At 67.7% G+C, this 25,626-nt stretch carries 24 protein-coding genes; 15 read left to right on the top strand and 9 right to left on the bottom strand.

Features of this window, described 5'->3' with window-relative positions:
• Positions 1–438 (bottom strand): signal recognition particle receptor subunit alpha (locus tag BRO63_RS28615; RefSeq protein WP_179215245.1); only part of this gene is annotated, 438 nt, incomplete at its 3' end.
• Between the two features lie 106 nt (positions 439–544).
• On the opposite strand from BRO63_RS28615, the gene BRO63_RS28610 reads away from it, so the two are divergent.
• The 4 genes from BRO63_RS28610 to BRO63_RS28595 all read left to right on the top strand — a co-directional run bounded on the left by BRO63_RS28610 (position 545) and on the right by BRO63_RS28595 (position 2,941).
• The gene (locus BRO63_RS28610) at positions 545–1,387 is read left to right on the top strand and encodes a cytochrome C assembly family protein (protein ID WP_179215244.1); all 843 of its coding nucleotides are present in this window, start codon (positions 545–547) and stop codon (positions 1,385–1,387) included.
• A 1-nt stretch (position 1,388) separates the two neighbouring features.
• Positions 1,389–1,652 (top strand): PP0621 family protein, encoded by a 264-nt coding sequence (locus tag BRO63_RS28605; RefSeq protein ID WP_059373915.1) that lies wholly within the window; start codon positions 1,389–1,391, stop codon positions 1,650–1,652.
• A gap of 72 nt (positions 1,653–1,724) precedes the next feature.
• Positions 1,725–2,303 carry a 1,6-anhydro-N-acetylmuramyl-L-alanine amidase AmpD gene (ampD, locus tag BRO63_RS28600; RefSeq protein ID WP_088143015.1) on the top strand — a complete coding sequence of 193 codons (579 nt, stop codon included), beginning with the start codon at positions 1,725–1,727 and terminating at the stop codon, positions 2,301–2,303.
• Positions 2,304–2,320: 17 nt separating this feature from the next.
• Entirely contained in the window at positions 2,321–2,941 is a 621-nt protein-coding gene (locus tag BRO63_RS28595) for a glutathione S-transferase family protein (RefSeq protein ID WP_088143014.1), read from the top strand.
• 17 nt (positions 2,942–2,958) lie between these two features.
• On the opposite strand, the gene BRO63_RS28590 is transcribed toward BRO63_RS28595, so the two are convergent.
• Positions 2,959–3,777 (bottom strand): IclR family transcriptional regulator, encoded by an 819-nt coding sequence (locus BRO63_RS28590; protein WP_088143016.1) that lies wholly within the window; start codon positions 3,775–3,777, stop codon positions 2,959–2,961.
• 330 nt (positions 3,778–4,107) lie between these two features.
• Between BRO63_RS28590 and BRO63_RS28585 the strand changes: the two genes are divergently transcribed.
• The 4 genes from BRO63_RS28585 to BRO63_RS28570 are packed head-to-tail and all read left to right on the top strand — an operon-like array spanning position 4,108 to position 8,270.
• Positions 4,108–5,109, top strand: a complete 1,002-nt coding sequence (locus BRO63_RS28585) for a 2-dehydro-3-deoxygalactonokinase (RefSeq protein WP_088143013.1) — start codon at positions 4,108–4,110, stop codon at positions 5,107–5,109.
• A gap of 9 nt (positions 5,110–5,118) precedes the next feature.
• Positions 5,119–5,772 carry a 2-dehydro-3-deoxy-6-phosphogalactonate aldolase gene (locus tag BRO63_RS28580; protein ID WP_088143012.1) on the top strand — a complete coding sequence of 218 codons (654 nt, stop codon included), beginning with the start codon at positions 5,119–5,121 and terminating at the stop codon, positions 5,770–5,772.
• Positions 5,769–6,917 carry a galactonate dehydratase gene (dgoD, locus tag BRO63_RS28575; RefSeq protein ID WP_088143011.1) on the top strand — a complete coding sequence of 383 codons (1,149 nt, stop codon included), beginning with the start codon at positions 5,769–5,771 and terminating at the stop codon, positions 6,915–6,917. The genes BRO63_RS28580 and dgoD overlap by 4 nt, the downstream gene beginning before the upstream one ends.
• A gap of 42 nt (positions 6,918–6,959) precedes the next feature.
• Entirely contained in the window at positions 6,960–8,270 is a 1,311-nt protein-coding gene (locus BRO63_RS28570; protein ID WP_088143010.1) for an MFS transporter, read from the top strand.
• A 79-nt stretch (positions 8,271–8,349) separates the two neighbouring features.
• On the opposite strand, the gene BRO63_RS28565 is transcribed toward BRO63_RS28570, so the two are convergent.
• The 3 genes from BRO63_RS28565 to BRO63_RS28555 all read right to left on the bottom strand — a co-directional run bounded on the left by BRO63_RS28565 (position 8,350) and on the right by BRO63_RS28555 (position 11,291).
• Positions 8,350–9,549, bottom strand: coding sequence for an MFS transporter (locus BRO63_RS28565; RefSeq protein WP_088143009.1), 1,200 nt, complete (start codon positions 9,547–9,549; stop codon positions 8,350–8,352).
• A gap of 181 nt (positions 9,550–9,730) precedes the next feature.
• The gene (locus BRO63_RS28560) at positions 9,731–10,504 is read right to left on the bottom strand and encodes an IclR family transcriptional regulator (protein ID WP_088143008.1); all 774 of its coding nucleotides are present in this window, start codon (positions 10,502–10,504) and stop codon (positions 9,731–9,733) included.
• Positions 10,494–11,291 carry an IclR family transcriptional regulator gene (locus BRO63_RS28555; protein WP_088143007.1) on the bottom strand — a complete coding sequence of 266 codons (798 nt, stop codon included), beginning with the start codon at positions 11,289–11,291 and terminating at the stop codon, positions 10,494–10,496. Before BRO63_RS28555 ends, BRO63_RS28560 begins: the two co-directional genes overlap by 11 nt.
• A 193-nt stretch (positions 11,292–11,484) precedes the next feature.
• Between BRO63_RS28555 and BRO63_RS28550 the strand changes: the two genes are divergently transcribed.
• The 6 genes from BRO63_RS28550 to BRO63_RS28525 all read left to right on the top strand — a co-directional run bounded on the left by BRO63_RS28550 (position 11,485) and on the right by BRO63_RS28525 (position 19,026).
• Entirely contained in the window at positions 11,485–12,651 is a 1,167-nt protein-coding gene (locus BRO63_RS28550) for an acyl-CoA dehydrogenase family protein (RefSeq protein ID WP_088143006.1), read from the top strand.
• A gap of 62 nt (positions 12,652–12,713) precedes the next feature.
• Positions 12,714–13,697: a Bug family tripartite tricarboxylate transporter substrate binding protein gene (locus BRO63_RS28545; RefSeq protein WP_088143005.1), complete on the top strand. Its 984-nt coding sequence runs from the start codon at positions 12,714–12,716 to the stop codon at positions 13,695–13,697.
• Between the two features lie 20 nt (positions 13,698–13,717).
• Positions 13,718–14,689 carry a Bug family tripartite tricarboxylate transporter substrate binding protein gene (locus BRO63_RS28540; RefSeq protein ID WP_088143004.1) on the top strand — a complete coding sequence of 324 codons (972 nt, stop codon included), beginning with the start codon at positions 13,718–13,720 and terminating at the stop codon, positions 14,687–14,689.
• Between the two features lie 3 nt (positions 14,690–14,692).
• Positions 14,693–15,856 (top strand): acyl-CoA dehydrogenase family protein, encoded by a 1,164-nt coding sequence (locus tag BRO63_RS28535; RefSeq protein ID WP_088143003.1) that lies wholly within the window; start codon positions 14,693–14,695, stop codon positions 15,854–15,856.
• An 18-nt stretch (positions 15,857–15,874) separates the two neighbouring features.
• Positions 15,875–16,870, top strand: a complete 996-nt coding sequence (locus BRO63_RS28530; RefSeq protein ID WP_088143002.1) for an acrylyl-CoA reductase family protein — start codon at positions 15,875–15,877, stop codon at positions 16,868–16,870.
• A 17-nt stretch (positions 16,871–16,887) separates the two neighbouring features.
• Complete coding sequence (locus tag BRO63_RS28525; protein ID WP_088143001.1) at positions 16,888–19,026, top strand: acetate--CoA ligase family protein; 2,139 nt, start codon at positions 16,888–16,890, stop codon at positions 19,024–19,026.
• A 63-nt stretch (positions 19,027–19,089) separates the two neighbouring features.
• Here the strand turns inward: BRO63_RS28525 and BRO63_RS28520 are convergent, their stop codons facing one another.
• The 3 genes from BRO63_RS28520 to BRO63_RS28510 all read right to left on the bottom strand — a co-directional run bounded on the left by BRO63_RS28520 (position 19,090) and on the right by BRO63_RS28510 (position 23,045).
• On the bottom strand, positions 19,090–19,347 hold the full coding sequence (locus BRO63_RS28520) for a transcriptional regulator (RefSeq protein WP_088143000.1): 258 nt from the start codon (positions 19,345–19,347) through the stop codon (positions 19,090–19,092).
• 221 nt (positions 19,348–19,568) lie between these two features.
• A complete protein-coding gene (gene htpG / locus BRO63_RS28515; protein ID WP_088142999.1) occupies positions 19,569–21,467 on the bottom strand; it encodes a molecular chaperone HtpG in 1,899 nt (632 codons plus the stop codon).
• A 174-nt stretch (positions 21,468–21,641) separates the two neighbouring features.
• Complete coding sequence (locus tag BRO63_RS28510) at positions 21,642–23,045, bottom strand: DKNYY domain-containing protein (protein WP_088142998.1); 1,404 nt, start codon at positions 23,043–23,045, stop codon at positions 21,642–21,644.
• Between the two features lie 160 nt (positions 23,046–23,205).
• Between BRO63_RS28510 and BRO63_RS28505 the strand changes: the two genes are divergently transcribed.
• On the top strand, positions 23,206–24,594 hold the full coding sequence (locus BRO63_RS28505) for a uracil-xanthine permease family protein (RefSeq protein WP_088142997.1): 1,389 nt from the start codon (positions 23,206–23,208) through the stop codon (positions 24,592–24,594).
• Between the two features lie 534 nt (positions 24,595–25,128).
• Here the strand turns inward: BRO63_RS28505 and BRO63_RS28500 are convergent.
• Positions 25,129–25,572, bottom strand: coding sequence for a single-stranded DNA-binding protein (locus BRO63_RS28500; RefSeq protein WP_033982358.1), 444 nt, complete (start codon positions 25,570–25,572; stop codon positions 25,129–25,131).
• Positions 25,573–25,626 lie beyond the last annotated feature (54 nt).

The raw sequence follows: 25,626 nt of genomic DNA, 5'->3' as shown, positions 1-25,626 counted from the left end.
CAGCACCTTCTTCTTGCCGGTCTTGCGGCCGTGCTGGGTGTGCTGGCCTTCGCTGAGCCAGCGCGCCAGCTTGCCGGTGGTGGTGGTCTTGCCGGCGCCCTGCAGGCCGGCCATGAGGATGACGGCGGGCGGCTGCACCGCCAGCGACAGTTCGCCGGAGTCGGCGCCCAGGTCGCCGCCCATCAGGGCGGTCAGTTCCTTGTGGACCACGCCCACCAGGGCCTGGCCCGGGCTGAGGCTGCTGGCGACTTCTTCGCCCAGCGCCTTTTCCTTTACGCGCGCGACGAACTCGCGCACGACGGGCAGCGCCACGTCGGCTTCCAGCAGCGCCATGCGCACTTCGCGCAGCATCTCCTGGGTGTTGGCCTCGGTCAGGCGGGCTTCCCCGCGCAGCGTCTTGACGACGCGCGACAGGCGTTGAGTTAGGTTATCGAGCATGAGAGGCGTTTCCGCTTAAACTAGTTGATTGAACGGTGGCCGCAGGCGCGGATTCTGCGCTTTCGGGCGGCATGCGCCCCAAGGCCCCATCCAGACAACGGTTTCTATGTCACTAGGCATTGTATTTCACACGGCGGCTGCCTTGGCGTACGCAGTGCTGGGAGGGTCGCTTTGGATCCGCCTGGCCCGCGGCGGCGGCGTGGAACAGACCGGCAAAATCGCCCGCCTGTGCCTGCTGGGTGCCCTGGTTCTCCATGGAATCGGGCTGCAACAATCGATGCTGGGGGCCCAGCATCTGTTCATCGGGTGGGCGCTGGCCCTGTCCGCGGCCATCTGGCTGGGCATGGTGGTGTTCTGGCTGGAAAGCCTGCTGGTGCGCATAGATGGCCTGCAATTGCTGCTGTTGCCCGCCGCCACCATCGCCAGCGGCCTGGCCGCGCTCTTCCCTCAGGGGCAGTTCGTGCCCCATGCCAATGACGCCTGGTTGCGCGTCCACCTGCTGATCGCCCTGGCGGCCTACGGCCTGATCACCATCGCCGCGCTGCACGCCATGATGATGGCGCTGCTGGACCGCCACCTGCATCGCCCGCTGGAAGCTCCCGCCGAACGCAGCATCGTCGGCCGCGTGCTGGACTCGCAGCCGCCGCTGCTGGTGCAGGAACAACTGCTGTTCCGCATCATCTGGATCGGCTTCATCGTGCTGACCCTGGCCGTGGGCACGGGCTCGGTGGCTTCCATGAAGCTGACGGGCAAGATCCTGCCGTTCGACCACAAGACCGTGTTCACGCTGTTGTCGTGGCTGACCTTTGGCGTGCTGCTGGCCGGCCGCCACATCTGGGGCTGGCGCGGCCGCGTCGCCCTGCGCTGGACGCTGACGGGTTTCGGGTTCCTGATTCTGGCCTATACCGGCAGCCGGTTCGTGCTGGAAATGATTCTGCATCGAGGTTGAAGTGGGCAAGTTGCTGTTCTGGATCGTTCTGATCATCCTGGTGCTGTTCGTGGCCCGCCTGGCCGGCCGCATGGCGGCGGCGCGGCAAGCCGGCCAGCAGGGCGCGAAAAAGCCCAAGACCGATGCCCGCGGACCCAAACCGCTGGAATCCATGGTGCGTTGCGCCCACTGCGGCATCCATCTGCCCCGCTCCGAGGCCTTGCAGCAGAACGGCCAGACCTGGTGCAGCGCGGAGCACGCGCGCCTGGGCCCTGCCCGGCACTGATCCGCCCGATTAGAGGCTTGCCGCCCGGCACGGCATAATGCGTGTTGGAAACCACATGCATGCTTTCTTCCCATGGCCTTGCTTCTGGATCGTCATGGCTGGCTGGCGCCGGCCCCGGGTGTTTCGCTCATGCCCTCCCCCAACTGCGACGCGCGCCCCGCCGGCGCGCAGGTGTCGCTGCTGGTGCTGCACAACATCAGCCTGCCGCCGGGGCAATTCGGCGGCCCTGAGGTCGCGGGGCTGTTCCTGAATACGCTGGACTACGGTTCCCATCCCTGGCTGGAACGGCTGCGCGGCCTGCGCGTATCGGCGCATTTCTTCATCCGCCGCGATGGCGGCATCATCCAGTTCGTCTCCACCGACCAGCGCGCCTGGCATGCGGGCGTCTCGCGTTTTGCGGGCCGCGAGCGTTGCAATGACTTCTCCATCGGCATAGAGCTTGAAGGCACCGACACCCAGCCCTATGCCGAAGCCCAGTACCTGGCCCTGCGCAAGCTGACGCCGGCGCTGCGCGTGCGCCATCCGCTGGCGGCCGCCTGGGGACACGAACACATCGCCCCGGGGCGCAAGACCGACCCCGGGCCTGCTTTCAACTGGACGCGCTTTGCGCGCGACAGCGGTTTTGCACGGCGGCAGCTGCCGCCCGTCTGACACTACAAGGAATGGCCATGTTGAAGATCTGGGGACGCCTGACTTCCGTCAACGTTCAGAAAGTCATGCTGGCGGTGCGCGAACTGGCGCTGCCGCATTCCTTCACGCAGGCTGGCGGCCCGTTCGGCGTGGTCGACACGCCCGAATTCGCCAAGCTGAATCCCAACCGCACCGTGCCGCTCATCGACGATGGCGGCTTCGTGCTGTGGGAATCGAACGCCATCGTGCGCTATCTGGCCGCGCGCTACGGCGCGGGCAGCCTGTGGCCGGAAGACGTCTGCATGCGCGCGGACGCGGACCGCTGGATGGACTGGCAGGCCACCGAATGGCAAGGCGTCATGGGCCCCGCGTTCCTGGGCCTGATCCGCACGCCCGAGGACAAGCGCGACCGCGCCGCCATCGAAAATTCGGTCAAGCGTTCGAATGCGCGCGCCCTGATCCTGGACCAGGCCTTGCAAGGCCGCGAGTTCATTGCCGGCCGTCACCTGACCATGGCCGACATCGCCCTGGTCTGCTCGGCCCACCGCTGGCTGGCCCTGCCGATCGAGCGGCCCGACACGCCGGCGCTGTCGGCCTGGTACCGACGCGTCATGATGCGTCCGGCCCCGCAGGGCGTGCTGACGCTGCCGCTGGAATAATGGGCGAGGCCGCGGCCTCAGCCGCGGTCCACCTTCCAGCCCAGTTCCGCTGAAATCCCCGCTGCCGCGCCCTGCACCACGACGACCATGTCGCGCATACGCTCCAGCGACATATAGGGCACCGTGCTGGACACGCTGATGGCGGCGACGATGCCGCTGGACGCGTCGCGCACGGGCGCCGCCACGCAGCGGATCGACGGCTCGTTGTCTTCGAGGTCGAACGCGTAGCCGTTGGCGGCATAGTCGCGCATGCGGTCGCGGAAAGCCTCCCAGGTCGGGCTGCCACCTCCCGCGCGCGACGACACCGGCGCGCCGACGCGGTACAGCGCCTTCCATTGCGGCTCTTCGGTATCCAGCAGCAAGGCCTTGCCCACGCCGGTGGCGGCCAGCGGCATGCGGTGCCCGACGCGGGAGCGCATCTCCAGCCCCTTCTTGCCGGGGATCTTTTCCAGGTACAGGACTTCGTCGTTGTCGCGCACGGCCAGGTGGATGGTATCGCCCGTCTGTTCCGCCAGGCTGTCCAGGTAAGGACGCGCCAGCGTCGCCATCGGAAAGGCTTCGCGCGCCTGGAAACCCAGTTCGATCAGCTTCGGCCCCAGCACATAGCCCACGCCGGGCAGGGACCGCAGATAGCGTTCCTGCACCAGGCAGCTGGCCAGCCGGTGCGTGGTGCTGCGCGCCACGCCGATGCGTGCGCAGATTTCCTTCAGGTCGCGCGCGCCGCCCGACACCGCCTGCACCACCGCCAGGCCGCGCATCAGCGTCTGCGTGCCGGCGGGCGCGGCGCCATCGGGGTCCAGGGTGGGCGTACGGTCGGGAGTCTGCGTGGAGGTCATGAAAACGGGGCCGGGCAACAAGTGAACGACTGCAAGCATAACCGCCGCGATCGCGGCGGGATGCAGGGAAAAGGCGCGCATTCCGGGCGATTCCCGTGCACTACGCGCCGGATGGTGAAAAGCGCTTCACCACCCCTTATTCCCTCTATATGGGATTTAATTCTATATTTTGAGATTTTTCAAGCGCTGATCTAGAATTTTTCCCATCGCCCGCCACGCGCTCACCAACGTCCGGCGGGCACGAGACAACAAGGTCCGCAAACCCAGCCCCGCGCCAGCCTCAACGCGCGTCCGCAGCCCGGTTTGCGGACGGAAACGAGACAGCTTCTGATGACTACCGGATCTCCCGCCCGCGCGGCGCTCATCGCGCTGGATTGGGGCACCTCCTCGCTGCGCGCCTACCGTCTGGATGCCGCCGGCCGCACGCTGGATACGCGCCACCTGCCCTGGGGCATCATGCGCCTGCCGCAGCCGTTGCAGGACGGCGCCGCCACCACCGCCCTGTCGGGCTTTGAACTGGCCTTCGAACAGGCCTGCGGCGACTGGCTGCGCGCCGAGCCCTCCTTGCCGGTGATCGCCTGCGGCATGGTCGGCAGCGCCCAGGGCTGGAAGGAAGCCGCCTACCTGGACGTGCCGGTCGACCTGCAGCGCATCGGCACGCTGCTGACCGAGGTCCGGCGCGACGGCGGCCCTTCCCTGCATATCGTGCCCGGCCTGATCCAGCGCCACGGCCTGCCCAACGTCATGCGCGGCGAAGAAACCCAGGTCGTCGGCGTGATGGCGGACCCGGCGACACGCAGCGCCGACAACGTCCTGATCGGCCTGCCCGGCACGCATTCGAAATGGGTCAGCGCCCGCCGCGGCCGCGTCACCCACTTCGACACCTTCATGACCGGCGAGGTCTACGCCGCGCTGCGCGGCCACACCATCCTGGGCCGAACCATGGCCGACGCCGCCAGCGCCGACATGGCCGCCTTCGAACGCGGCCTGAAAGTGGCCGGCGCGCCCGCCGGCCGCGCCGGCGTGCTGTCCACCATCTTCAGCACGCGCGCGCTGGGCCTGACCGGTGAACTGGCGCCCGAATCGCAGGCCGACTATCTGTCTGGCCTGCTCATCGGCCATGAAATCGCGGCGCTGGCCGACATGCTGCAACAGCAGGGCGAACTGCCCCGCATCGTGCTTTGCGGCGACCCCGCGCTGTGCCAACGCTATATCCAGGCCATGCAGCACTACGGCCTGGGCACGCCCGAACAGGCGCAGAACGCCACCGAGCGCGGCCTGTGGCACCTGGCCGTCTGCGCCGGGCTGGTCGCCTCGCCCTCCACGGAATAGGAACCGAACATGAACCATCCCGGTCTGCAAACCGCCATGGCCCACTGCGGCCTGATCGCCATCCTGCGCGGCATCGAGCCCGCCGAGGCCGAAGCCATCGGGCAGGAACTCTATGCCGCAGGCTTTCGCCTGATCGAAGTGCCGCTGAATTCGCCCGAGCCGCTGGACAGCATCCGCGCCATGCGCGCGGCGCTGCCCACCGACTGCCTGATCGGCGCGGGCACCGTGCTGGACCCCGAGGACTGCGCCCGCGTGCAGCAGGCCGGCGGCGAACTGATCGTCATGCCGCACAGCGACGCCGCCGTGATCCGCCGGGCCAAGCAACTGGGCATGGCCTCCTGCCCCGGCGTGGCCACGCCCACCGAAGCCTACGCCGCGCTGGCGGCCGGCGCCGACGTGCTGAAGATGTTTCCGGCCGAGCAGCTCGGTCCCGCCGTGCTGAAGGCCTGGCGCGCCGTGCTGCGTCCGCCGATCGCGCTGGCGCCCGTGGGCGGCATCACGCCCGACAACATCGCGATTTACGCCCAGGCGGGCGCCAGCGGCTTCGGCCTGGGCTCCGCCTTGTACAAACCCGGCCTGTCGGCCGCCCAAGTCGGCCAGAACGCGCGCTCATTCATCGCGGCCTGGCAACGCGCCTATCCCGCCCAGGAGACCCAAGCATGAAGATCACCAAGCTCACCACCTACATCGTGCCGCCGCGGTGGTGCTTCCTGAAGATTGAAACGGACGCCGGCATCGTCGGCTGGGGCGAGCCCGTCGTCGAAGGCCGCGCGCACTCGGTCGCCGCCGCCGTCGAGGAACTGTCCGACTACCTGATCGGCAAGGATCCGCGCAACATCGAAGACCACTGGACCGTGCTGTACCGCGGCGGCTTCTACCGCGGCGGCGCCATCCACATGAGCGCGCTGGCCGGCATCGACCAGGCCCTGTGGGACATCAAGGGCAAGGACCTGGGCGTATCCGTGTCGCAGCTGCTGGGCGGCAACGTGCGCGACCGCATCCGCGTGTACTCGTGGATCGGCGGCGACCGCCCCGCCGACACCGCCGCGGCCGCCAAGAGCGCCGTGCAGCGCGGCTTCACCGCCGTGAAGATGAACGGCACCGAGGAACTGCAGTACATCGATTCCTTCGACAAGGTCGAGAAGTGCCTGGAGAACGTGGCCGCCGTGCGCGACGCGGTCGGCCCCAACGTGGGCATAGGCGTGGACTTCCATGGCCGTGTGCACAAGCCCATGGCCAAGGTGCTGATGAAAGAGCTGGACCCGTTCAAGCTCATGTTCATCGAAGAGCCGGTGCTGAGCGAACACTACGAAGCATTGAAGGAACTGGCCCCGCTGACCTCCACCCCGATCGCGCTGGGCGAACGCCTGTTCTCGCGCTGGGACTTCAAGCGCGTGCTGTCCGAAGGCTATGTGGACATCATCCAGCCCGATCCCTCGCACGCTGGCGGCATCACCGAAACCCGCAAGATCGCGGCCATGGCCGAAGCCTACGACGTGGCGCTGGCGCTGCACTGCCCGCTGGGTCCGATCGCGCTGGCCACCTGCCTGCAGATCGACGCCGGTTGCTACAACGCCTTCATCCAGGAACAAAGCCTGGGCATCCACTACAACGCCGCCAACGACCTGCTGGACTACGTCAGCAACCGCGAGGTGTTCGCCTACGAGGACGGCATGGTCGCTATTCCGCAAGGCCCCGGCCTGGGCATCGAGGTCAACGAGGAATACGTGAAGGAACGCGCCGCCGTGGGCCACCGCTGGCGCAATCCGGTCTGGCGCCACGCCGACGGCAGCTTCGCCGAATGGTAAGCCGATAAAAACCAGCCGATAGAGAGAAAGAGGAGACATCCCTTGTCCACAGCCACCCACGCCGGCCTGCAAGGCGCCCAGCGCCCCACGCGCAGCCGGTACCTCATCATGGTGATGCTGTTCATCACCGTCGTCATCAACTACCTGGACCGCAGCAACCTGTCCATCGCAGCACCCGCGCTCAAGGACGAGTTCGGCCTGGACACCGTGCATGAAGGCCTGATCCTGTCGGCCTTCGGCTGGACCTACGCCGCCATGCAGATCCCCGGCGGCTGGCTGGTGGACCGCGTTTCGCCGCGCGTGCTGTACGCGGCCGCGCTGATCCTGTGGTCGGCAGCCACGTTCTTCATGGGCTTTGCCGGCAGCTTCGTCATCCTGTTCGTGCTGCGCCTGGCCGTGGGCGCGCTGGAAGCGCCGGCCTATCCGATCAACAACCGCGTCGTCACCACCTGGTTCCCGGAACGCGAACGCGCCACCGCCATCGGCTTCTATACCTCGGGCCAGTTCGTCGGCCTGGCGTTCCTGACGCCGGTGCTGGCCTGGCTGCAGCACCACTACGGCTGGCACATGGTGTTCGTCAGCACCGGCCTGCTGGGCATCGTGTGGGGCGTGCTGTGGTTCATGATCTACCGCGAGCCGCGCCAGTTCAAGGGCGCGAACGCGGCGGAAATCGAGCTGATCCAGAAAGGCGGCGGCGTGGTCGACCTGGACCGCAACGTCAAGGAAAAGAAGGCGCCCTTCAACTGGAACGACCTGGGCCTGGTCATGAGCAAGCGCAAGCTGTGGGGCGTGTACCTGGGCCAGTTCTGCCTGACGTCCACGCTGTGGTTCTTCCTGACCTGGTTCCCCACCTACCTGGTCAAGTACCGCGGCATGGACTTCATCAAGTCCGGCTTCCTGGCGTCGGTGCCGTTCCTGGCGGCCTTCGTCGGCGTGCTGTGCTCGGGCGTGCTGTCCGACTTCCTGATCCGCCGCGGCGCCACCGTCGGCCTGGCGCGCAAGCTGCCCATCATCCTGGGCCTCTTGATCTCCACGTCCATGATCGGCGCGAACTTCACGGATTCCACGCCCTGGGTGATCTTCTTCCTGGCCCTGGCCTTCTTCGGCAACGGCCTGGCATCGATCACCTGGTCGCTGGTGTCCACGCTGGCGCCGGTGCGCCTCCTGGGGCTGACGGGCGGGGTGTTCAACTTCGTCGGCAACCTGTCGTCGATCTGCACGCCCATCGTGATCGGTTTCCTGGTGACGAAGGACAGCTTCGCGCCCGCCATCGTGTACGTATCGTCGCTGGCCCTGCTGGGCGCGCTGTCGTACATCCTGCTGGTGGGCAAGGTGGAGCGGATCGAAGCCTGAGCGCCGCGGTCTCGCTGCATGAAGAAAGGGCGCCTGCATGCACAGGCGCCCTTTTTTTTACTTGCTGCGCGTCGCGGTTTCAGCAGCCCTGCATCGCCAGCTTGCGCTGGCGTTGGTTGCTGGCACGCTGCCACAGCACCAGGCCCAGCCCCGCCGCGGCGATGATCGCGCCGGCGACAGGCACCGCCGCATAGCCCATGCCTGCCGAGATCACGCCCCCGCCCGCTGCGGCGCCTACCGCGTTGCCCAGGTTGAAGGCGCCCACGTTCACCGACGAGGCCAGGCCCGGCGCGTCGGTGGCCGCGCGCATGACGCGCATCTGCAGCGGCGGCACCACGGCAAACGTGCCGAAACCGAAGATCAGCAGCGCGATGGCCGCGCCGGTCTGCGTCGTGACCAGCCACGGGAACGCCAGCAGGTCGGCGATGATCAGCACCAGGAAGGCGATCAGGCTGCCGTCCAGCGAACGGTCGGCAAAGCGCCCGCCCACCGTATTGCCGATGGTGAAGCCGACGCCGATCAGCACCAGCATCGCCGTGACGAAGTTGGGCGATGCGCCCGTCAGCTCGGCCAGGGTCGGCGCCACATAGGTGTAGAGCGTGAACATCGCGCCCGCGCCCAGCACCGTGGTCAGCAAGGCCACCAGCACCACCGGACTCTTCAGCACGGCCAGCTCGCGGCGGATGTCGGGACGGCGCCCGGCCTCGCCGGCCGGCAGCGCGAACCATAGCGACAGCATCGCGATCAGGCCCAGCACCGAGGTCGCGGCGAACGACATGCGCCAGCCGATGACCTGCCCCAGCCAGGTGGCGGCGGGCACGCCGCCCACGTTGGCGATGGTCAGGCCCAGGAACATGGTGGCGACGGCGCTGGCCTGCTTGTGGCGCGGCACCACGCTGGCCGCCACCAGCGAGCCCAGGCCGAAGAACGCGCCATGGTTCAGGCTGGTGACCAGGCGGGCCAGCAGCAGCGTCGTGTAGTTGGGCGACAGCGCGGACAGCACGTTGCCCACCGTGAAGATCGCCATCAGCACCAGCAAGGCGTTGCGGCGCGACCAGCGCGAAAGCGCCAGCGTCATCAGCGGCGCGCCGACCATCACGCCGATGGCGTAGGCGCTGATCAGCATGCCGGCGCTGGGAATGGACACGTCCACCCCTTCGGCAATGACGGGCAACAGGCCCATGGGAGAAAACTCGGTCACGCCGATGCCGAAGGCACCGACGGCGAGCGCCAGCAATGGCAGGCCGGCCTTCGCCGGCTGGGAGTCCTGGGGATTCATCTGGTTTCCTTGGTTCGATTGCGCCGACCGGGAAGGCGGGCCGGCACGGAAGGCCGGGTACGGGTAAACCCGATCGGAAGGCAGGCGCCCAGTATGCCGCCCCCATCCTTGCGGAAAAAGCCAGGAAACAGCGAAACACTTTTGACTTGGAGTCACGAATCCCGGAGACGGGCCGGGAGCGTCAGGACAGCCCCAACAGCCGTTCCGTCTCCCGCGCGAGGGCGACCAGCCGCGGGCCGATGTCGGCCGCGCGCTCGCGGTAAGGCCCGTCCTGCGCCGGCACGCCACAATTGAAGACGTACAACAGCGACTGGTAGGGCCGTCCCAGCGGCGCGGCAAAACCGTAGGCGTCCGGGCGCCACTCCAGGTTGTTGCCGCAATAGCCCTTGCGCTCCAGGTCGCGGCGCGCGGCCTCCAGGCTGGGGAAATGGGTCTCGTAATGCCGGGGATCCGCCACCCGCAGCTGGTTCAGCACGGCGGCCCGCTCCTCGTCCGAGACCCGCGCCAGCCACGCCTTGCCAGCGGCGCTGGACAGCAGCGGCAGCGCCGCGCCGATGTCGGGCCGCGTCTGCAAGGCCTCGTTGGAACGGGCCGTTTCCACGTACACCATTTGCAGGCGGTCGCGCACCACCAGCGACACGGCGCCGCGCGCATGGTCGGCCAGCTGCTTCATCAGCGGCCGCGCCAGCTGCCGGATCTGCATGCTGGCGAGCAAGGGATAGCTCAGCGCCAGCACCGACGCACCCAGCCGGTAGCGTGCCGGCTCGCCTTCGCGCTGCAGAAAGCCCAGTTCCACCAGCGTATGGGTCAACCGCGCCACGGCGCTGCGCGACAGGCCGGTCTGCTGCGCAAAGTCCTTGTTGGCCAACACAGGGCGGTCGGCGCGAAAGCAGGCCAGGATGTCGATGCCGCGCGCCAGCGTGGTGGTGAATTCGCGATCCCGATCACTCGCCATTCTGCCGCTCCAGCATTTTCTCCACGCGCGCCACCAGCGTCAGCAGACGCGGCGCGATGCGGCCGCGCAGGTCGCCCGGCCGCAACCGCGTCACGGGCACGCCGCAGTTGAACACCAGCGCCTGGCCGTCGACGCGGGTGCGCATGGGTACCGCCACCGCGTGCACGTCCGAATGCCAGTCGCCCTGTCCCACGCAATAGCCATGCTCGGCGTAATCATGCCGCGCCTGTTCCCAGTCCGGCGCATGGCGCCGCCAGACGGCGGGATCCTGGCGCCGTAGCGCCGCCAGCAAGGGCTCTGCCTCGTCCGCCGGCGCTTGCGCCAGCCAGGCGCGTCCCATCGCGGAAGGCAGCAGCGGCAGCAAGGCCCCGATATCCGGGCGGAACGACACGGCGTCGTGGCCCCGACAGGTTTCCACGTACACCATGTTCAGGCCGTGATGCATGCCCAATGACGCCGAGCCCCCCGCCGCGTCGGCCAGCCGCTTCATCAGCGGGCGCGCCAATTGGCGCACCTTGATGCTGGCCAAAAGCGGATAACTCAGCGACAAGACCGCGGTGCCCAGGCGGTAGCGGCGCAGGCCCACGTCGTAGCGCAGCAGGCCACGCTGCATCAGCGTGGTGGTAAGGCGTGAAACCGTGGCTTTGGACAGGCCGGTGCGGTCCGCCAGTTCACGGTTGCTGAGCGCGGGTTCGCCATGCCGGAAGGCCTGCAGCACCGACAGGCCGTGCGCCAACGTGGTGGCAAAGGCAGGGTCGGCATGGCGTTCGCCGGGGCGGGTGGTCATGGTCGCGTTCCTGAGCCCAGCACGCGCGGAATGCGCGGTCCGTTCCCGCCGATCATAGAGCAGCGATAGCCGATCTGGCTCGCATGGCGTTCAAGATATCAAAACACTTGTCTCAAATCCGGCGGCCTTTTGCTAGCCTGGATTCAACACGGCGCGGCATGCATCAGCGCCCACCATGAAACGGAGACTAGCCATGATCAGGGACCCCGACGGTTTCCCGCAATTCCTCGAATCGCTACGCCGCTACGTGCGCGAGCAACTGGCGCCGCACGAAGCCGAGGTCGCCCGCCTGGACGAGGTGCCGCCGGACCTGGTTGCCAGCATGGCCGCGCAGGGACTGTTCGGCTATTCCATCCCGGAGCAATACGGCGGCGCGGGCATGACGACCGAGGAACTGATCCTGGCCGCCATGGAGCTGTCGCAATGCTCGGTGGCGTTTCGCGCGCGGGTCGGCACCAACACCGGCATCGGTTCCGAGGCGCTGGTGGCCGACGGCACCGAGGCGCAGAAGGCCCGCTACCTGCCGCTGCTGGCGTCCGGCGAGCTGACCGGCTGCTTCGCCCTGACCGAGCCGCAGGCGGGCTCCGACGCCACCGCCCTGCGCACCACCGCCGTGCGCGACGGCGGCCACTACGTGCTGAACGGCGAGAAGTGCTTCATCACCAATGCGCCCCTGGCGGGCCTGTTCACCGTCATGGCGCGCACCGATCCCGACGCGCCGGGCGCCAAGGGCATCACCGCCTTCATCGTGGAACGCGGCACGCCGGGTCTGTCCACCGGCCAGCCCTACGACAAGATGGGCCAGGCCGGATCGCCCGTGTCCGCCGTGCATTTCCAGGATTGCCGCGTGCCGGCCGCCAACGTCATCGGCGGCCAGGAAGGCCTGGGCTTCAAGACGGCGATGAAGGTGTTGAACAAGCAACGCATCCATCTGGCCGCGCTGTGCATAGGCCCCGCCATCCGCATGCTGGACGACACGCTGCGCTTCGTGGCCGAACGCCAGCAATTCGGCAAGCCGCTGATGGACTTCCAGCTGATCCAGGCCATGCTGGCCGACTGCCAGACCGAGATCCAGGCCGCCCGCGCGCTGGTGCTGCAAACCGCCCGCGAACGCGACGCGGGCGCGGACGTGACATTGAACGCCTCGATCTGCAAGTACTTCGCGTCGGAGATGTGCGGCCGCGTGGCGGACCGGTGCGTGCAGATGCATGGCGGCTATGGCTACATCGCCGACCATGGCATCGAACGCTTCTACCGCGACGTGCGCCTGTTCCGCCTGTACGAAGGCACCAGCCAGATCCATCAACTGAATATCGCCCGCCACACGCTGACCCAGGCGGGCTACACGCCCGGCCGCTAGGGCATACAGGGACCGCAGCCGCAAGAAGCCGGCGGCCCGCCAAACCAAAGGAGACTTCCATCATGCTGCACAAGCACCTGCCGAAGTGGATCGGCGCCATGGCCGCCGCGCTCGCCTGCGCGGCGCTGCCGCCGCAAGCCGCGGCCGCCTACCCCGACAAGCCCGTGAGGCTGATCGTGCCCTTCGCCCCGGGCGGTTCGACCGACATCCTGGGACGCCTGCTGGCCGAGGCGCTGCATCCCATCCTGGGCCAGCCGGTCATCGTCGAGAACAAGCCCGGCGCCGGCGGCAACATCGGCGGCGACTTCGTGGCCCGCGCCGCGCCCGACGGCTACACGCTGCTGCTGGCGGCGGCCGGCCCCACCGTCATCAATCCCAGCCTGTACGCCAACATGCCGTTCAATCCGGCCAAGGACCTGGCGCCCATCACCTGCCTGGAACGCGAGCACAACCTGATGGTGGTGACCAAGTCCATGCCGGTGAAGACGCTGCAGGAATTCCTGCAGTACGCCCGCAGCAACCCCGGCAAGCTGTCCTTCGGGTCTCCGGGAAATGGCTCGCCTGCCCAACTGGCCGGCGAACTGCTCAAGCAGCAGACCGGCATCCAGGCCGAACACGTGCCCTACAAGGGCAGCGGCCCCGCCATCACCGACCTGGTGGCCGGCCACATCGACTTCATGATCGACAACATGCCGGCGCTGCTGCCGCAGGTCAAGGCAGGCGGCCTGCGCGCGCTGGCCGTGCCCAGCGACCAGCGCGCCACCGCCGCGCCCGACATTCCCACCTTCGATGAAGCCGGCCAGAAGGGCTTTGTGGTGATGGCCTGGAAAGGCCTGATGGCGCCCGCCGGCACCGACCCGGCGGTGATCGAGCGGCTGCACGCCGCCGTGGTCAAGGCGCTGCAGGATCCGCAGCTGCGCGCCCGCTTCCAGGAGCTGGGCGCGGAACCCCTGGCCAGCACGCCGGCCGAGTTCGCCAAGCAGATCGCCGACGAAACCGCCTGGTGGGGCAAGCTGGTGCAGTCCACCGGCGCCCGCATCCAATAAGCCGACGCAGGGAGACCGCCATGCAATCCTGCTTTCGAATGCTGCGCGCACTGTGCGCCGTCGCCCTGCTGGGCGCGGCCGGCACGGCGCAAGCCGCCGCCTACCCCGACAAGCCGGTGCGGCTGATCGTGCCCTACGCGGCCGGCGGGGGCACCGATACCGCGGCGCGCATGATCGCGCGCAAGCTGGCGCCCCTGCTGGGCCAGCCCGTGGTGGTGGAAAACAAGCCCGGCGGGGCCACGCAGATCGGCACCGCCTACGTGGCCAGCGCCGCGCCCGATGGCTATACGCTGCTGATGGGAACGGCCAACCTGGCGACCAACAGCGTGCTGTACGCCAAGCTGCCCTATGACGTGAAGAAAGACCTCACGCCCGTCGTCTGGGCCACGGACGTGCCGGTCTACCTGCTGCTGCCCGCCGCCAGTCCCCTACGCAGCCTGGACGACTTGAAGCGTGCCGCCGCGCAGCAGCAGGGCCTGACCTTCGCTACGGCGGGAACGGGCAGCATCCCGCATCTGGCGGGCGAGCAGTTCGCGCACCAGACCGGCATCGCGCTGCGTCACATCCCCTACAAGGGCAGCAGCGAAGCCGCCACCGCGCTGGTCGGCGGCCAGGTCCAGATGAGCTTCGACAACCTGCCTCCGGTGTATGCACAGGTCAAGGCCGGCCGCCTGCGGGCCGTCGCCATCGCCTCGCAGACGCGCAACCCCGAGCTGCCCGACGTGCCCACGCTGGCCGAGCTGGGCGTACCGCTGTCGGCCTCGTCCTGGTGGGGCGTAATGGCGCCCGCAGGTACGCCCAAGGACGTGATCGCCCTGCTGAACCGTCAGATCAACGCCGTGCTGGCCGATCCCGAGGTGCGCAGCTACTTCACCGGACTGGGCATGCGTGCCACCGGCGGCACGCCCGAAGCCTTTGGCCGGCACATCGCCGACGAAACCGACAGATGGCGCGCCGTGGTCAAGCAGGCCGGCGTGAAGATCGAGGAATAAGCCATGCAGTCCAAACAAGAACGCAACGGCGGCGACGCCCTGCAAGACCTGTGCGAGCGCGTGCGCCGCTTCGTCGACGAGGTGGCGATACCGGCGGAATCCCCCGCCATTGCCCGCGACGTGGCCGCGCTGGACCGCCGCGTCACCCAATTGCGCATACAGGCTCGCGAGGCCGGCCTGTATGCGCCCCAGTTGCCGCAGGAATGCGGCGGACTGGGTTTGGGCTGGCGCGCCCTGGCCCAGGTGCTCGAAGAGGCCGGCCGCGGCTTCCTGGGCCCCGCCGCACTGAATTGCGCCGCACCCGACCAGCCCAACATGCTGACGCTGCTGCGCCTGGGCAGCCCGGAGCAGCAGGACCGGTTCCTGGCGCCGCTGGTGCGCGGCGAGCAGCGCGCCTGCTTCGCCATGACCGAACCCGCCCCCGGCGCCGGCTCCGACCCGTCCATGCTGCGCACCCGCGCCGAACGTCGTAATGGGCGCTGGGTGCTGAATGGCCACAAGCAGTTCATCAGCGGCGGCGTGGGCGCGGATTTCGCGCTGGTGCTGGCGCGCACCGATACCGGCGCCACGCTGTTCCTGATGCCGGCGGACACGCCGGGCTACCAGGTGGTGCGCGACATCGGCATGGTCACGGGCTACCAGATCGGCGGCCACGCCGAGATCCTGCTGCAGGACTGCGAGGTCGGCGACGAGGCCGTGCTGGGCGAACCCGGCCGCGGCCTGGAATATGCGCAGCTGCGGCTGGAGCCCGCCCGCCTGTCCCACTGCATGCGCTACATCGGCCGCGCCCGCCGCGCGCTGGAAACGGCGCAGGCCTATGTGGTGCAGCGCGAGTCTTTCGGCGCGCGCCTGGCCGATCTGCAGCAGATCCAGGCCATGGTCGCGGACTCCCACATCGACCTGCACGCCAGCCGCCTCATGACGCTGGACTGCGCAACCCGCATGGACGAAGGCCTGTCGGTGAAGCAGCACAGCGCCATGGCCAAGGTCTTCGTGTCCGAGGCCGTGAACCGCGTGGCCGACCGCGCCGTGCAGATGATGGGCGCATCAGGCCTGTCCGACGACACGCCCGTGTCCATGGTCTGGCAGGAGATGCGCCCCTTCCGGATCTACGACGGCGCCAACGAACTGCACCGCGCCACGCTGGCTCGCCGGCTGCTGGCCTGAGCCCTCAAGGAGACGAACATGGAAAACCCCGAATTCCAGGCCTACCGCCTGCACGCAGGCGCGGCGGGCGAACCGCCGCAGGGCCGTTTCGACACCCTGACCGCGGACCAGCTGTCCGCGGGCGACACGCTCATCAAGGTGGCGTATGCGGGCTTGAACTACAAGGACGCGCTGGCCCAGGCCGGGCGCGGCGGCATCGTCCGCGAGTATCCGCGCATCGGCGGCATCGACCTCTCGGGCACCGTGGTGCATTCCGCCGACCCGGCGCTCGCGCCCGGCCAGGAGGTCGTGGTGCACGGCTTCGGCATCGGTGTGGATTGCGACGGCGGCTACGCCGAGTATGCGCGGGTGCGCCATGACTGGGTGCTGCCGCTGCCCGCAGGCATCGGACTGCGCGACGCCGCCGTGCTGGGCGCGGCGGGCTACACCGCCGCGCTCTCGCTGCACTGGATGGAGCACTGCGGACTGACGCCGGACCAAGGCGAGGTGCTGGTCACCGGCGCCACCGGCGGCGTTGCCGGCGTCGCCATCGACATCCTGAGCCAGCGCGGTTATCGCGTCTGCGCCATGTCCGGCAAGCCGGACGCGGCGGACTATCTGCGCTCGCTGGGCGCGCAGGAGGTGATCGCCCCGCCCAACCTGTCGGCCGGCATCAAGCCGCTCATGAGCGCGCGCTGGGCAGGCGTGGTCGACTCCGTGGGCGGACCGCTGCTGGCCCACGCGCTGGCCAGCCTGAAGCCCGACGGCGTGGCCGCCGCCTTCGGCAATGCCGGCGGCGCGGACCTGCCCACCTCGGTCATTCCCTTCATCCTGCGCGGCGTCAAGCTGCTGGGCATCAACGCCAACAGCCCCATGCCGCTGCGGCGCCAGGTGTGGAACAAGCTTGCCGCCGAATACCGCCCCGCGCACCTGGACCTGATCGCGCGCGTCATCGAACCCCGCGAGCTGCCACAGGCGCTGGCCGCCATGCTCGAACGCGGCAGCACCGGCCGCAGCGTCGTGCGCTACTCCTGATCTTTCATCGCCACACCATGACTGACACCTCCCTGTCCCGCCTCTTCGATCCGCAAGGCATCGCCATCGTCGGCGCCTCGGCCACGCCGGGCAAGATCGGCGCCATGCCGATCACATTGCTGCTGCAGCACGGCTACGGCGGCCGCATCATCCCCGTCAACCCGCGCGCGGACGCCATCGCCGGCCTGCCCGCCATGCCCGGCCTGGACGCGTTGGACGCCGACGTGGACCTGGCCATCCTGGCGGTACCCGCCGCCCACGCCGCGCAGGCGTTGGAACGCGCCCGGCCCGGCCAGGTCGGCGCGGCCGTGGTGTTCACCTCCGGCTTCTCCGAGACCGGCGCGGACGGCGCTGCGCAACAGGAACGGCTCTGCGCCATCGCGCGCGAGCGCGGTATCCGGCTGCTGGGCCCCAATTGCCTGGGCTTCATGAACGTGCGACGCAATGTCTACGCGACCTTCTCGCCTGCCCCCGCCAACGGCATCGTCGCCGCCGGCGGCATCGGCATGGTGTCGCAGAGCGGCGCGTTCGGCGCCTACGCCTACAGCATGGCGCGCGAACGCGGCCTGGGCCTGTCGCACTGGATCAGCACCGGCAACGAGGCCGACATCGACGTCGCCGACTGCATCGAATGGCTGGCGCGCGACGCCGATACCCGCGTCATCATGGCTTACATGGAAGGCTGCCGCGACGGCGCCAAGCTGCGCCGCGCCCTGGCCGCGGCGCGCGCGGCCGGCAAACCCGTCGTCGTCACCAAGATCGGCCGCACCCAGGCCGGCGCGCAGGCCGCGGCTTCGCACACCGCCGCGCTGGCCGGCGATGACGCCGTCTACGACGCGCTGTTCCGCCAGTACGGCGCCCTGCGCGCGCGCACCATCGAGGAATTCTTCAACCTGGGCTATGCGCTGGACACCTGGAAACAGCCGCCGCAAGGCCGGCGCCTGGGCATCTTCACCATTTCCGGCGGCGTGGGCGCGCTGATGGCCGACGAAGCCGCCGACACCGGACTGGCGCTGCCTGAGCCCGCCGCCGACGCGCAAGCCCGGCTGCTGGAACGCGTGCCCTTCGCCAGCGGCCGCAACCCGGTCGACGTCACGGGCCAGGCCGTGTCCGAACCCGGACTGCTGCTGGCCACCGCCGACGACATGCTGGCCGATGGACGCTACGACGCCCTGGCCGTGTTCCTGGCCGCTGCAGGCTCCTCCGAAGCCCTGTGGCCCACCTTCGAGGCCTTCGCTCGGCAGATGCAGGCCCGCCATCCGAACGTGCCCCTGGCCATCAGCGCGCTGTTCCCGCCCGCGCGCCGCCGCGAGCTGGAACGGCTGGGCTGCCTGGTATTCGCTGATCCCAGCGCCGCCATCCGCACCATAGGCGCGGTAGCCGGAGCGGCCAGCGCGAGCAACAGCGTGGCTGAAGCGGGCCCCGCAACTGCGATCGCCAACGCCCCGGCATTGCTGGACGCCTACAACGAAGTCCAGGCCATGGACCTGCTGCGTCAGGCCAGCTTGCCCACGTCCCCCTGCGCCCTGGCCACCGATGCGGATGCGGCGGTGCGCGCCGTCGCGGATATGCGCACGCCAGGCATGGGCGCCGGCGGCGACGGCGTTCCCGTCGTGCTCAAAGTGGTATCGCCCGACATCACGCACAAAAGCGATGTAGGCGGCGTGAAGCTCAACCTCCGCGGCGAGGACGCCGTGCGGCGCGCTTACGCCGACATCATGGCCTCCGTGCGCCAGCGCCGGCCCGACGCCCGCATCGACGGCGTGCTCGTCGCCCCCATGGCCCCCAAGGGCGTGGAATGCATCGCTGGCGTGCATTGTGATCCCGTGTTCGGCCCCGTCGTCATGTTCGGCCTGGGCGGCGTCTTCGTCGAAGTGCTCAAGGACGTCAGTTTCCGCCTGGCCCCCTTCGATCGTGATGACGCCCTGGAAATGATCCGCGAGATCAAGGGCTACGCGCTGCTGCAGGGCGTGCGCGGCGCGCCGCCCTGCGACGTCGACGCGCTGGCCGAGGCGCTGGCTGCCCTGTCCCGCTTCGCCCACGCGCGCCGGAAGGACTTCAGTTCGGTGGAGATCAATCCCTTGCTGGCGCTGCCAGAGGGGCAAGGGGTGGTGGCGCTGGATGCGGTGGTGATACGGGGCGAAGGTGCGTCCTGACGGGAAGGACCTGGATCGAGAGGCGGTCGCCGGCCACGCGGTTATGTCGGCCCCCTCGTGCAATCAGGGCAGACGCGCACGCTTGGGCACCACCTGTACCTCGAGGCCCAGCAGATCCAGCATGTCCAGCACCTTCTGCAATTGGAGTGTGGACTTGCCCCGCTCCAGGTCCACGACATACCGATTTCCCGAACCCGACAAACCGGCCAGATCCATTTGCAGCAAATCTTGCAAGCGGCCCGTTCTCTTCACCAATTCACCTAACTCGATCGAGGTGCGGATCGTGACAGGGAAATCTCGGACAGGGGGTTCTGTGATCATCGGCAGCTCCGAAAATTACCGTACGGTCAGTTATTGAAGCTCCATATCAAATAAACCGGGGCAACTTCCCGAGCGGGAATAATCACACAGTTCGAGCCTACCAGCTCTCCGCCCCACGGCTACTCACGAAAAAATCGGACGCTTTCCTCATCGCCGTCCAACCATGTGCCGCCCACAAAAAAAGCGCCTGTCAAAGGCGCTTTTTTTGAGCTACTTTCCGCTTACTTCAGCAGCAACGCATTCAAGCGCTTCACGAACGCGGCCGGGTCCGCGATCTGCGCGCCTTCGGCCAGCAGCGCCTGATCCAGCAGCAGACGCGCCCACTGGTCGAACTCGCCGTCTTCGGCGGCGCGGATGCGGGCCAGCAGCGGGTGCTCGGGGTTGATTTCCAGCACCGGCTTGACGTTGGGCGCTTCCTGGCCGGCGGCCTTGAGCATGCGCAGCAGGTGCGGGCTGAGTTCGTTCTGGCCCACCACCACGCAAGCCGGCGAATCCACCAGGCGCAGGGTCACGCGCACTTCCTTGACCTGCTCTTCCAGCGTCTTCTGCAGGCGCTCGACCAGCGGCTTGAAGTCCTCGGCCACTTCGGCCTGGTGCTTCTTTTCTTCCTCGTCGGCCAGCTCGGCCAGGTCCAGGCCGCCCTTGGCCACCGACACCAGCGACTTGCCGTCGAATTCGCGCAGGTAGGACAGCATCCATTCGTCCACGCGGTCCGACAGCAGCAGGACCTCGATGCCCTTCTTGCGGAAGATTTCCAGATGCGGGCTGTTGCTGGCGGCGGCGAAGGTATCCGCCGTGACGTAGTAGATCTTGTCCTGGCCTTCCTTCATGCGCGACACGTAGTCGGCGAACGACACGGTCTGGGCCTGGTCGCCCGTCTGCGTCGACGCGAAGCGCATGAGCTTGGCGATGCGTTCCAGGTTGGCCGAGTCCTCGCCCGCGCCTTCCTTCAGCACCTGGCCGAACTCCGACCAGAAGGTCGCGTAGTCTTCCGGCTTGTTCTCCGCCATGTCTTCCAGCAGCGACAGGATGCGCTTGGCCGAACCCTCGCGGATCGCGCGCACGTCGCGGCTTTCCTGCAGGATTTCACGCGACACGTTCAGCGGCAGGTCCGCCGAATCGATCACGCCGCGCACGAAGCGCAGGTACGAGGGCAACAGCTGGTCGGCGTCGTCCATGATGAAGACGCGCTTGACGTACAGCTTCACGCCGTGGCGGCCGTCGCGGTCCCACATGTCCATGGGCGCATGCTTGGGCACATACAGCAGCTGCGTGTATTCGCTGCGGCCTTCGACGCGGTTGTGGGTCCAGGCCAGCGGGTCGTCGTAGTCGTGCGACACCGTCTTGTAGAACTCGCGGTACTGCTCTTCCGTGACCTCGGACTTGCTGCGGGCCCACAGCGCATTGGCCTGGTTCACCGTTTCGAGTTCTTCGGTCTTGACCTGCTCGCCCTTCTCCTGGTCCCACTCTTCCTTGGCCATGCGGATGGGCAGCGAGATGTGGTCCGAGTAGCGGCGCAGGATCTCGCGCAGCTTCCAGCCGTTGAGCAATTCGTCTTCGTCGGCGCGCAGGTGCAGCGTGACGTCCGTGCCGCGCGAGGCCTTTTCAGCCGCGGCGATGGTGAATTCGCCCTGGCCGTCGGATTCCCACTGGATCGCGTCCGTGGCGCCGGCGCGGCGGCTGATCACGGTGACCTTGTCGGCCACGATGAACGAGGAATAGAAGCCCACGCCGAACTGGCCGATCAACTGCGCATCCTTCTGCTTGTCGCCAGTCAGCTGCGAGAAGAATTCCCGCGTGCCGGAACGCGCGATCGTGCCCAGGTTGGCCACGGCTTCATCACGCGACAGACCGATGCCGTTGTCGGAAATCGTGATGGTGCGAGCGGCCTTGTCGTAGCTGACCGTGATGGCCAGTTCGCCATTGCCTTCCAGCAGCTCGGGCTGGTCGATGGCCTCGAAGCGCAGCTTGTCGCAGGCATCCGATGCGTTCGACACCAGCTCGCGCAGGAAGATTTCCTTGTTGCTGTACAGCGAATGGATCATCAGGTGCAGCAGCTGCTTCACCTCTGCCTGGAACCCCAGGGTTTCGGACGTGGAAGGCGTGGCGGTTTGGCTCATAGTTCTACGTGGCTAGGTAAATAAATTAGGGACAGTTATTGGCTGCCGGGACATCTGGCCCGCGCGGCCGCCGGGAAACCCTACTGATGTGGGGGCCAATGGCGCGCTTTCAAGGGCGGGCAGGAAAACCCCAACCGGCCCTACCCCCCCATTTTGGGGAGTGGCGGCGGCGCCTCAGAAAATCGAGAACACCTTGCGGTAACGTGTCTTGGCTTCCAGCACGGTTTCATACTGCGGCACCGCCAGCTTGCCGGCCCGGACCAGCTTGCGGATGTCGGCAGCCGTGATCTGCCGCGTTTCTTGCGAGCGCAGCAGGAAATCCGCCGCGCCGCGGTCCATGATCTGATAGATCGAATGGAAAATCAGCTGCGAGGGTCCGAGCTCGTCAAGGTAATAGAGCTTCTCTCCCTTCTGCCAGACCGTGCCGAAGTTGTGATAAACCACGCCGCGCTTGATCCATTCCCCAGCCGGCGCATCCGTCAGCTGGTTGACCAGCGTGGAACGGGACACCAGCCCGCCGCCACCGCCCCGCGAGCTGCGAGCCCAAACTTCCTGCGCCTGCAGGAACAACGTCTGCCCGCCGTCCGTGTACACGTAGGGCGACAGCGCGGTGTATGTGCCCGAAGCCAACGGGTCGTCGCCGGCCCGCTCCACCTGCCGCGTCTGCGTGTTGTAGAAAAAGATGCCGTCCTTGCTGCGGAACAGCGCCTGGTACACATGCCGGCCGTGCTCGTTGAGCAGGCGGTACGGCGCATGCGCCGCGTCGAAGGCCTGCGCGCCCACGTACACCATGCCGTCGCGCGGGTCTTGCAGATAGGGCTGGCGGTACAGGTCGCCCACCATGAAGGTGTACAGCGCGGGATCATCCGACAGCGGCAGCAGCTGTTCGTGGAAATAGACGCGGCGGCCATCGGCGAAGAAATCGTCGCTGGAACGCACGTCCCCGTCCCGGCCTGCCGGCAGGCGGCGCAGCGAGGCCGGCGCCGCCTGCGGCATTTCGCGGCCCCGGTAGTACACGCGCTCGTCGTCGGTGGCCAGCTCGCGGTCCAGCAGCGGCCGGTAGGGCCGGGCGCTGGCCGGCAGGGCGACGAACGGATACAGGTAAGTCTGCGGCTTGGGGCCGGCGTCCGCCTGGTACAGGACCTTCTGCCAGAACTCGTCCAGCATGCCCAGGCCTTCGTTGCGCACACTGTGCATCGAACAGAAAACCGTGACCGCGCCATCGCTGAAATAGCTGTTGCCCAGGTAGCGCGCGGACGCTGGCTTCATGCCCGGCAGGACCTGATTGCCGCAATACACATGGCGCTGGTCCCTGGCCGCCTGCCTGCCGTCGAAAGCCCCGGTATCGAAGGCCGCGAAACTGGCCGGATCGGCCTCGTCCATGCGGTAATAGCCGTTGCTGGGAACGGCGGCGTAAACGCCACCCTGATAGTTCTTATAGATGCTGTTGCCGTAGGACTGCCCATGGTCGACGGCCGCGAAGTCGTCGCCGTCCATCAACCAGAACAGCAGGAACATCGGCAGCGCGGCGATGATCAGGACCAGCGTGATCACGGCCCATTTGGCGCGTTTTTGCATGAAGAGGCAGAGGCTGACGGCCCTTGATTGGCGACCAGGGATTCTAACCAGCGGCCCCGACCCAGCCCGCCCCCGGGCGCGTCCCCGGACGGCGCAGGGCCTTCCCCGCTAAAATCCCGCACTTTCCTCCCCTACCCCGCCCCTGGCCGGCCCATCCGCCATGCAACCCGCCTCCCTGACCCAACCCGTCCCCCACGGCGCCTCCGACGCCGACCCCAGCCACGACCTGGTCTACGGCCCCGACGACCGCCCCGCGCCTCCCGTGGCCTTCGTCGCCGCCCTGCAGCACCTGCTGGCCATCCTGGTTCCCATCGTCACCCCCGGCCTGCTGATCTGCCAGGCCCTGGGCGTGAGCACCCGCGACACCACCCTGATCGTGTCCATGTCGCTGGTCATCTCCGGTATCGCCACCTACGTCCAGTGCAAGCGCTTCGGCCCCCTGGGCGCCGGACTGCTGATCGTGCAGGGCACCAGCTTCAACTTCGTCGGCCCGCTGATCGCCGGCGGCTCGGTCATGGTCAAGCAAGGCACCCCGGTCGAAGCCGTCATGGCCGCGATCTTCGGCGTGGTCATCGCCGGCTCCTTCGTTGAAATGGGCATCAGCCGCATCCTGCCCTTCGTCAAACGCCTGATCACCCCGCTGGTCACCGGCATCGTGGTGCTGCTCATCGGCCTGACGCTGATCAAGGTCGGCCTCATCAGCATGGGCGGCGGCTACAGCGCCATGGGCAACGGCACCTTTGCCAGCGCCGAGAACCTGACCCTGTCCGGCCTGGTCCTGGGCACCATCATCCTGCTGAACCGCGTGCCGGTCGTGTGGGTGCGCAGCACCGCCCTGGTGCTGGCGCTGGCCGTCGGCTACATCGCCGCCGCCTACATGGGCCGCCTGGACTTCACCGGCGCCCGCGAAGCCGCCCTGTTCCAAGTCCCCACGCCGCTGCACTTCGGCCTGGGCTTCTCGTGGGCGCTGTTCGTGCCCATGCTGATCATCTACCTGGTCACGTCCCTGGAAGCCATCGGCGACGTCACCGCCACCAGCAAGGTCTCCAAGCAGCCCGTCGAAGGCCCGCTGTGGATGCAGCGCATCAAGGGCGGCGTCCTGGTCAACGGCGCGAACTCGCTCTTGGCGGGCGTGTTCAACACCTTCCCCAGCTCGGTCTTCGCGCAGAACAACGGCGTGATCCAGTTGACCGGCATCGCCAGCCGCCACGTCGGCGTGTGGATCGCCGGCATGCTGGTCCTGCTGGGCCTGTTCCCGGCAGTGGCCGGTATCCTGCAGGCCGTGCCCGAGCCCGTCCTGGGCGGCGCCGCGATGGTCATGTTCGGCGCGGTCGCCGCGTCCGGCATCAACATCCTGGCAGGCATCCACCTGGACCGCCGCGCGCTGCTCATCATCGCCGTGTCCCTGGCCCTGGGCCTGGGCGTGTCGCAAGTGCCGGAAATCCTCTCGCACCTGCCCCATGCCGTGAAGAGCGTGCTGGAGTCGGGCGTCGCCACCGGCGGCATCTGCGCACTGGTGATGAACTGGTTTTTGCCTGAGAAGAAGTAAGGCTGCGGGTTCCTGGGAAGCCGGTCCCGGCCTGCGCCTGTGTGCAGAGGGACTTGCCCCCGTCAGATGGCCGGATCCAGGGCCGCCTGACAATTTTTCCCAGACCGCATATAATCGCCGTCTTCGCTTCTCCCGCGACCGTCATTTGGACGTGTCCGCGACCTCCTAGCCCGGGTGGTGAAATTGGTAGACGCAGGGGACTCAAAATCCCCCGCCGTTTTTTTTTTTGGGAGGGCTTCTCGCACAAGAACAGCCGCATATCCGTCCATCCGATTTCCGTGGTTCATTGAGTTGCTGGAATCGAGGATGCCGGGCACCGCCAGGGGCAGCAGCAAACAAGTCGCAAGCGGTGGCGACCACTTTCACGGGATGGAATGGCTCGGGCGGAGATAACGTGCAGCCGGGGTGTGCGGGGCGGGAGCCGCGATTTTCGGGAGCGCGTGGAAGCCGGTGGACGTTGATGGAGCTATCCCCTGGGGATAGCTCGCAGGTGCATGGACAGCAGCGAAGCACCGCAACCGCCTCCATGCCGGATCACTTCCTGCGCTTGACCTCCTTCGGCGCAGTCGGTTCCTGGGCTGCTTGGGGCTTCGGCTGCGCGTCCTGCGCGGTTTTGGGGCTGAGGGTCACGGACTCGACGCGGAACGGCAGGATGCCGACGCTGCGTGCGTTGATCTGCCAGGTCTCGCGCGGCTGATCTTCGTTGTCCGTCCAGGGCTCGCGCTCCATGCGGCCGACGACCAGCACGCGCATGCCTTTCTGGTACAGATCCTTCCAGTGCGCGACGTCACGGTGCCAGATTTCCACCGGTGCCCAGAAGCCGCCGCGATCCTCGAAGTCGCCGCCTTTGGTGGGAACGGGGTTGTCGAAATACACGTTCAGCCGCAGTAAGCGCCGCGGCTCGTCGTTGCCGTTGGGGAACTCCCGGTACTCGGGCGGGGAGCCAATGTTGCCTTCGCCCCAAAAGTGCGTGCTCATGTTGCAATCTCCATGGTGGTTGAAATACTCGTGCCGCGTCGGCTTCGGGCGCGT

Origin of the sequence: Achromobacter xylosoxidans (genome assembly GCF_002192695.1) — a bacterium.
Lineage (GTDB): Bacteria > Pseudomonadota > Gammaproteobacteria > Burkholderiales > Burkholderiaceae_B > Achromobacter > Achromobacter xylosoxidans_C.
This window is presented reverse-complemented; position numbering and strand designations above follow the sequence as displayed.

Bases quoted from the DNA above. Each gene is read 5' to 3' on its own strand.
- BRO63_RS28510 (WP_088142998.1), bottom strand. From the start codon at position 23,045: ATGCAAAAACGCGCCAAATGGGCCGTGATCACGCTGGTCCTGATCATC.
- ampD (WP_088143015.1), top strand. From the start codon at position 1,725: ATGGCCTTGCTTCTGGATCGTCATGGCTGGCTGGCGCCGGCCCCGGGT.
- BRO63_RS28585 (WP_088143013.1), top strand. From the start codon at position 4,108: ATGACTACCGGATCTCCCGCCCGCGCGGCGCTCATCGCGCTGGATTGG.
- BRO63_RS28540 (WP_088143004.1), top strand. From the start codon at position 13,718: ATGCAATCCTGCTTTCGAATGCTGCGCGCACTGTGCGCCGTCGCCCTG.
- BRO63_RS28565 (WP_088143009.1), bottom strand. From the start codon at position 9,549: ATGAATCCCCAGGACTCCCAGCCGGCGAAGGCCGGCCTGCCATTGCTG.
- BRO63_RS28520 (WP_088143000.1), bottom strand. From the start codon at position 19,347: ATGATCACAGAACCCCCTGTCCGAGATTTCCCTGTCACGATCCGCACC.
- BRO63_RS28610 (WP_179215244.1), top strand. From the start codon at position 545: ATGTCACTAGGCATTGTATTTCACACGGCGGCTGCCTTGGCGTACGCA.
- BRO63_RS28545 (WP_088143005.1), top strand. From the start codon at position 12,714: ATGCTGCACAAGCACCTGCCGAAGTGGATCGGCGCCATGGCCGCCGCG.
- BRO63_RS28500 (WP_033982358.1), bottom strand. From the start codon at position 25,572: ATGAGCACGCACTTTTGGGGCGAAGGCAACATTGGCTCCCCGCCCGAG.
- dgoD (WP_088143011.1), top strand. From the start codon at position 5,769: ATGAAGATCACCAAGCTCACCACCTACATCGTGCCGCCGCGGTGGTGC.
- BRO63_RS28595 (WP_088143014.1), top strand. From the start codon at position 2,321: ATGTTGAAGATCTGGGGACGCCTGACTTCCGTCAACGTTCAGAAAGTC.
- BRO63_RS28525 (WP_088143001.1), top strand. From the start codon at position 16,888: ATGACTGACACCTCCCTGTCCCGCCTCTTCGATCCGCAAGGCATCGCC.
- htpG (WP_088142999.1), bottom strand. From the start codon at position 21,467: ATGAGCCAAACCGCCACGCCTTCCACGTCCGAAACCCTGGGGTTCCAG.
- BRO63_RS28505 (WP_088142997.1), top strand. From the start codon at position 23,206: ATGCAACCCGCCTCCCTGACCCAACCCGTCCCCCACGGCGCCTCCGAC.
- BRO63_RS28555 (WP_088143007.1), bottom strand. From the start codon at position 11,291: ATGACCACCCGCCCCGGCGAACGCCATGCCGACCCTGCCTTTGCCACC.
- BRO63_RS28550 (WP_088143006.1), top strand. From the start codon at position 11,485: ATGATCAGGGACCCCGACGGTTTCCCGCAATTCCTCGAATCGCTACGC.
- BRO63_RS28590 (WP_088143016.1), bottom strand. From the start codon at position 3,777: ATGACCTCCACGCAGACTCCCGACCGTACGCCCACCCTGGACCCCGAT.
- BRO63_RS28560 (WP_088143008.1), bottom strand. From the start codon at position 10,504: ATGGCGAGTGATCGGGATCGCGAATTCACCACCACGCTGGCGCGCGGC.
- BRO63_RS28535 (WP_088143003.1), top strand. From the start codon at position 14,693: ATGCAGTCCAAACAAGAACGCAACGGCGGCGACGCCCTGCAAGACCTG.
- BRO63_RS28580 (WP_088143012.1), top strand. From the start codon at position 5,119: ATGAACCATCCCGGTCTGCAAACCGCCATGGCCCACTGCGGCCTGATC.
- BRO63_RS28530 (WP_088143002.1), top strand. From the start codon at position 15,875: ATGGAAAACCCCGAATTCCAGGCCTACCGCCTGCACGCAGGCGCGGCG.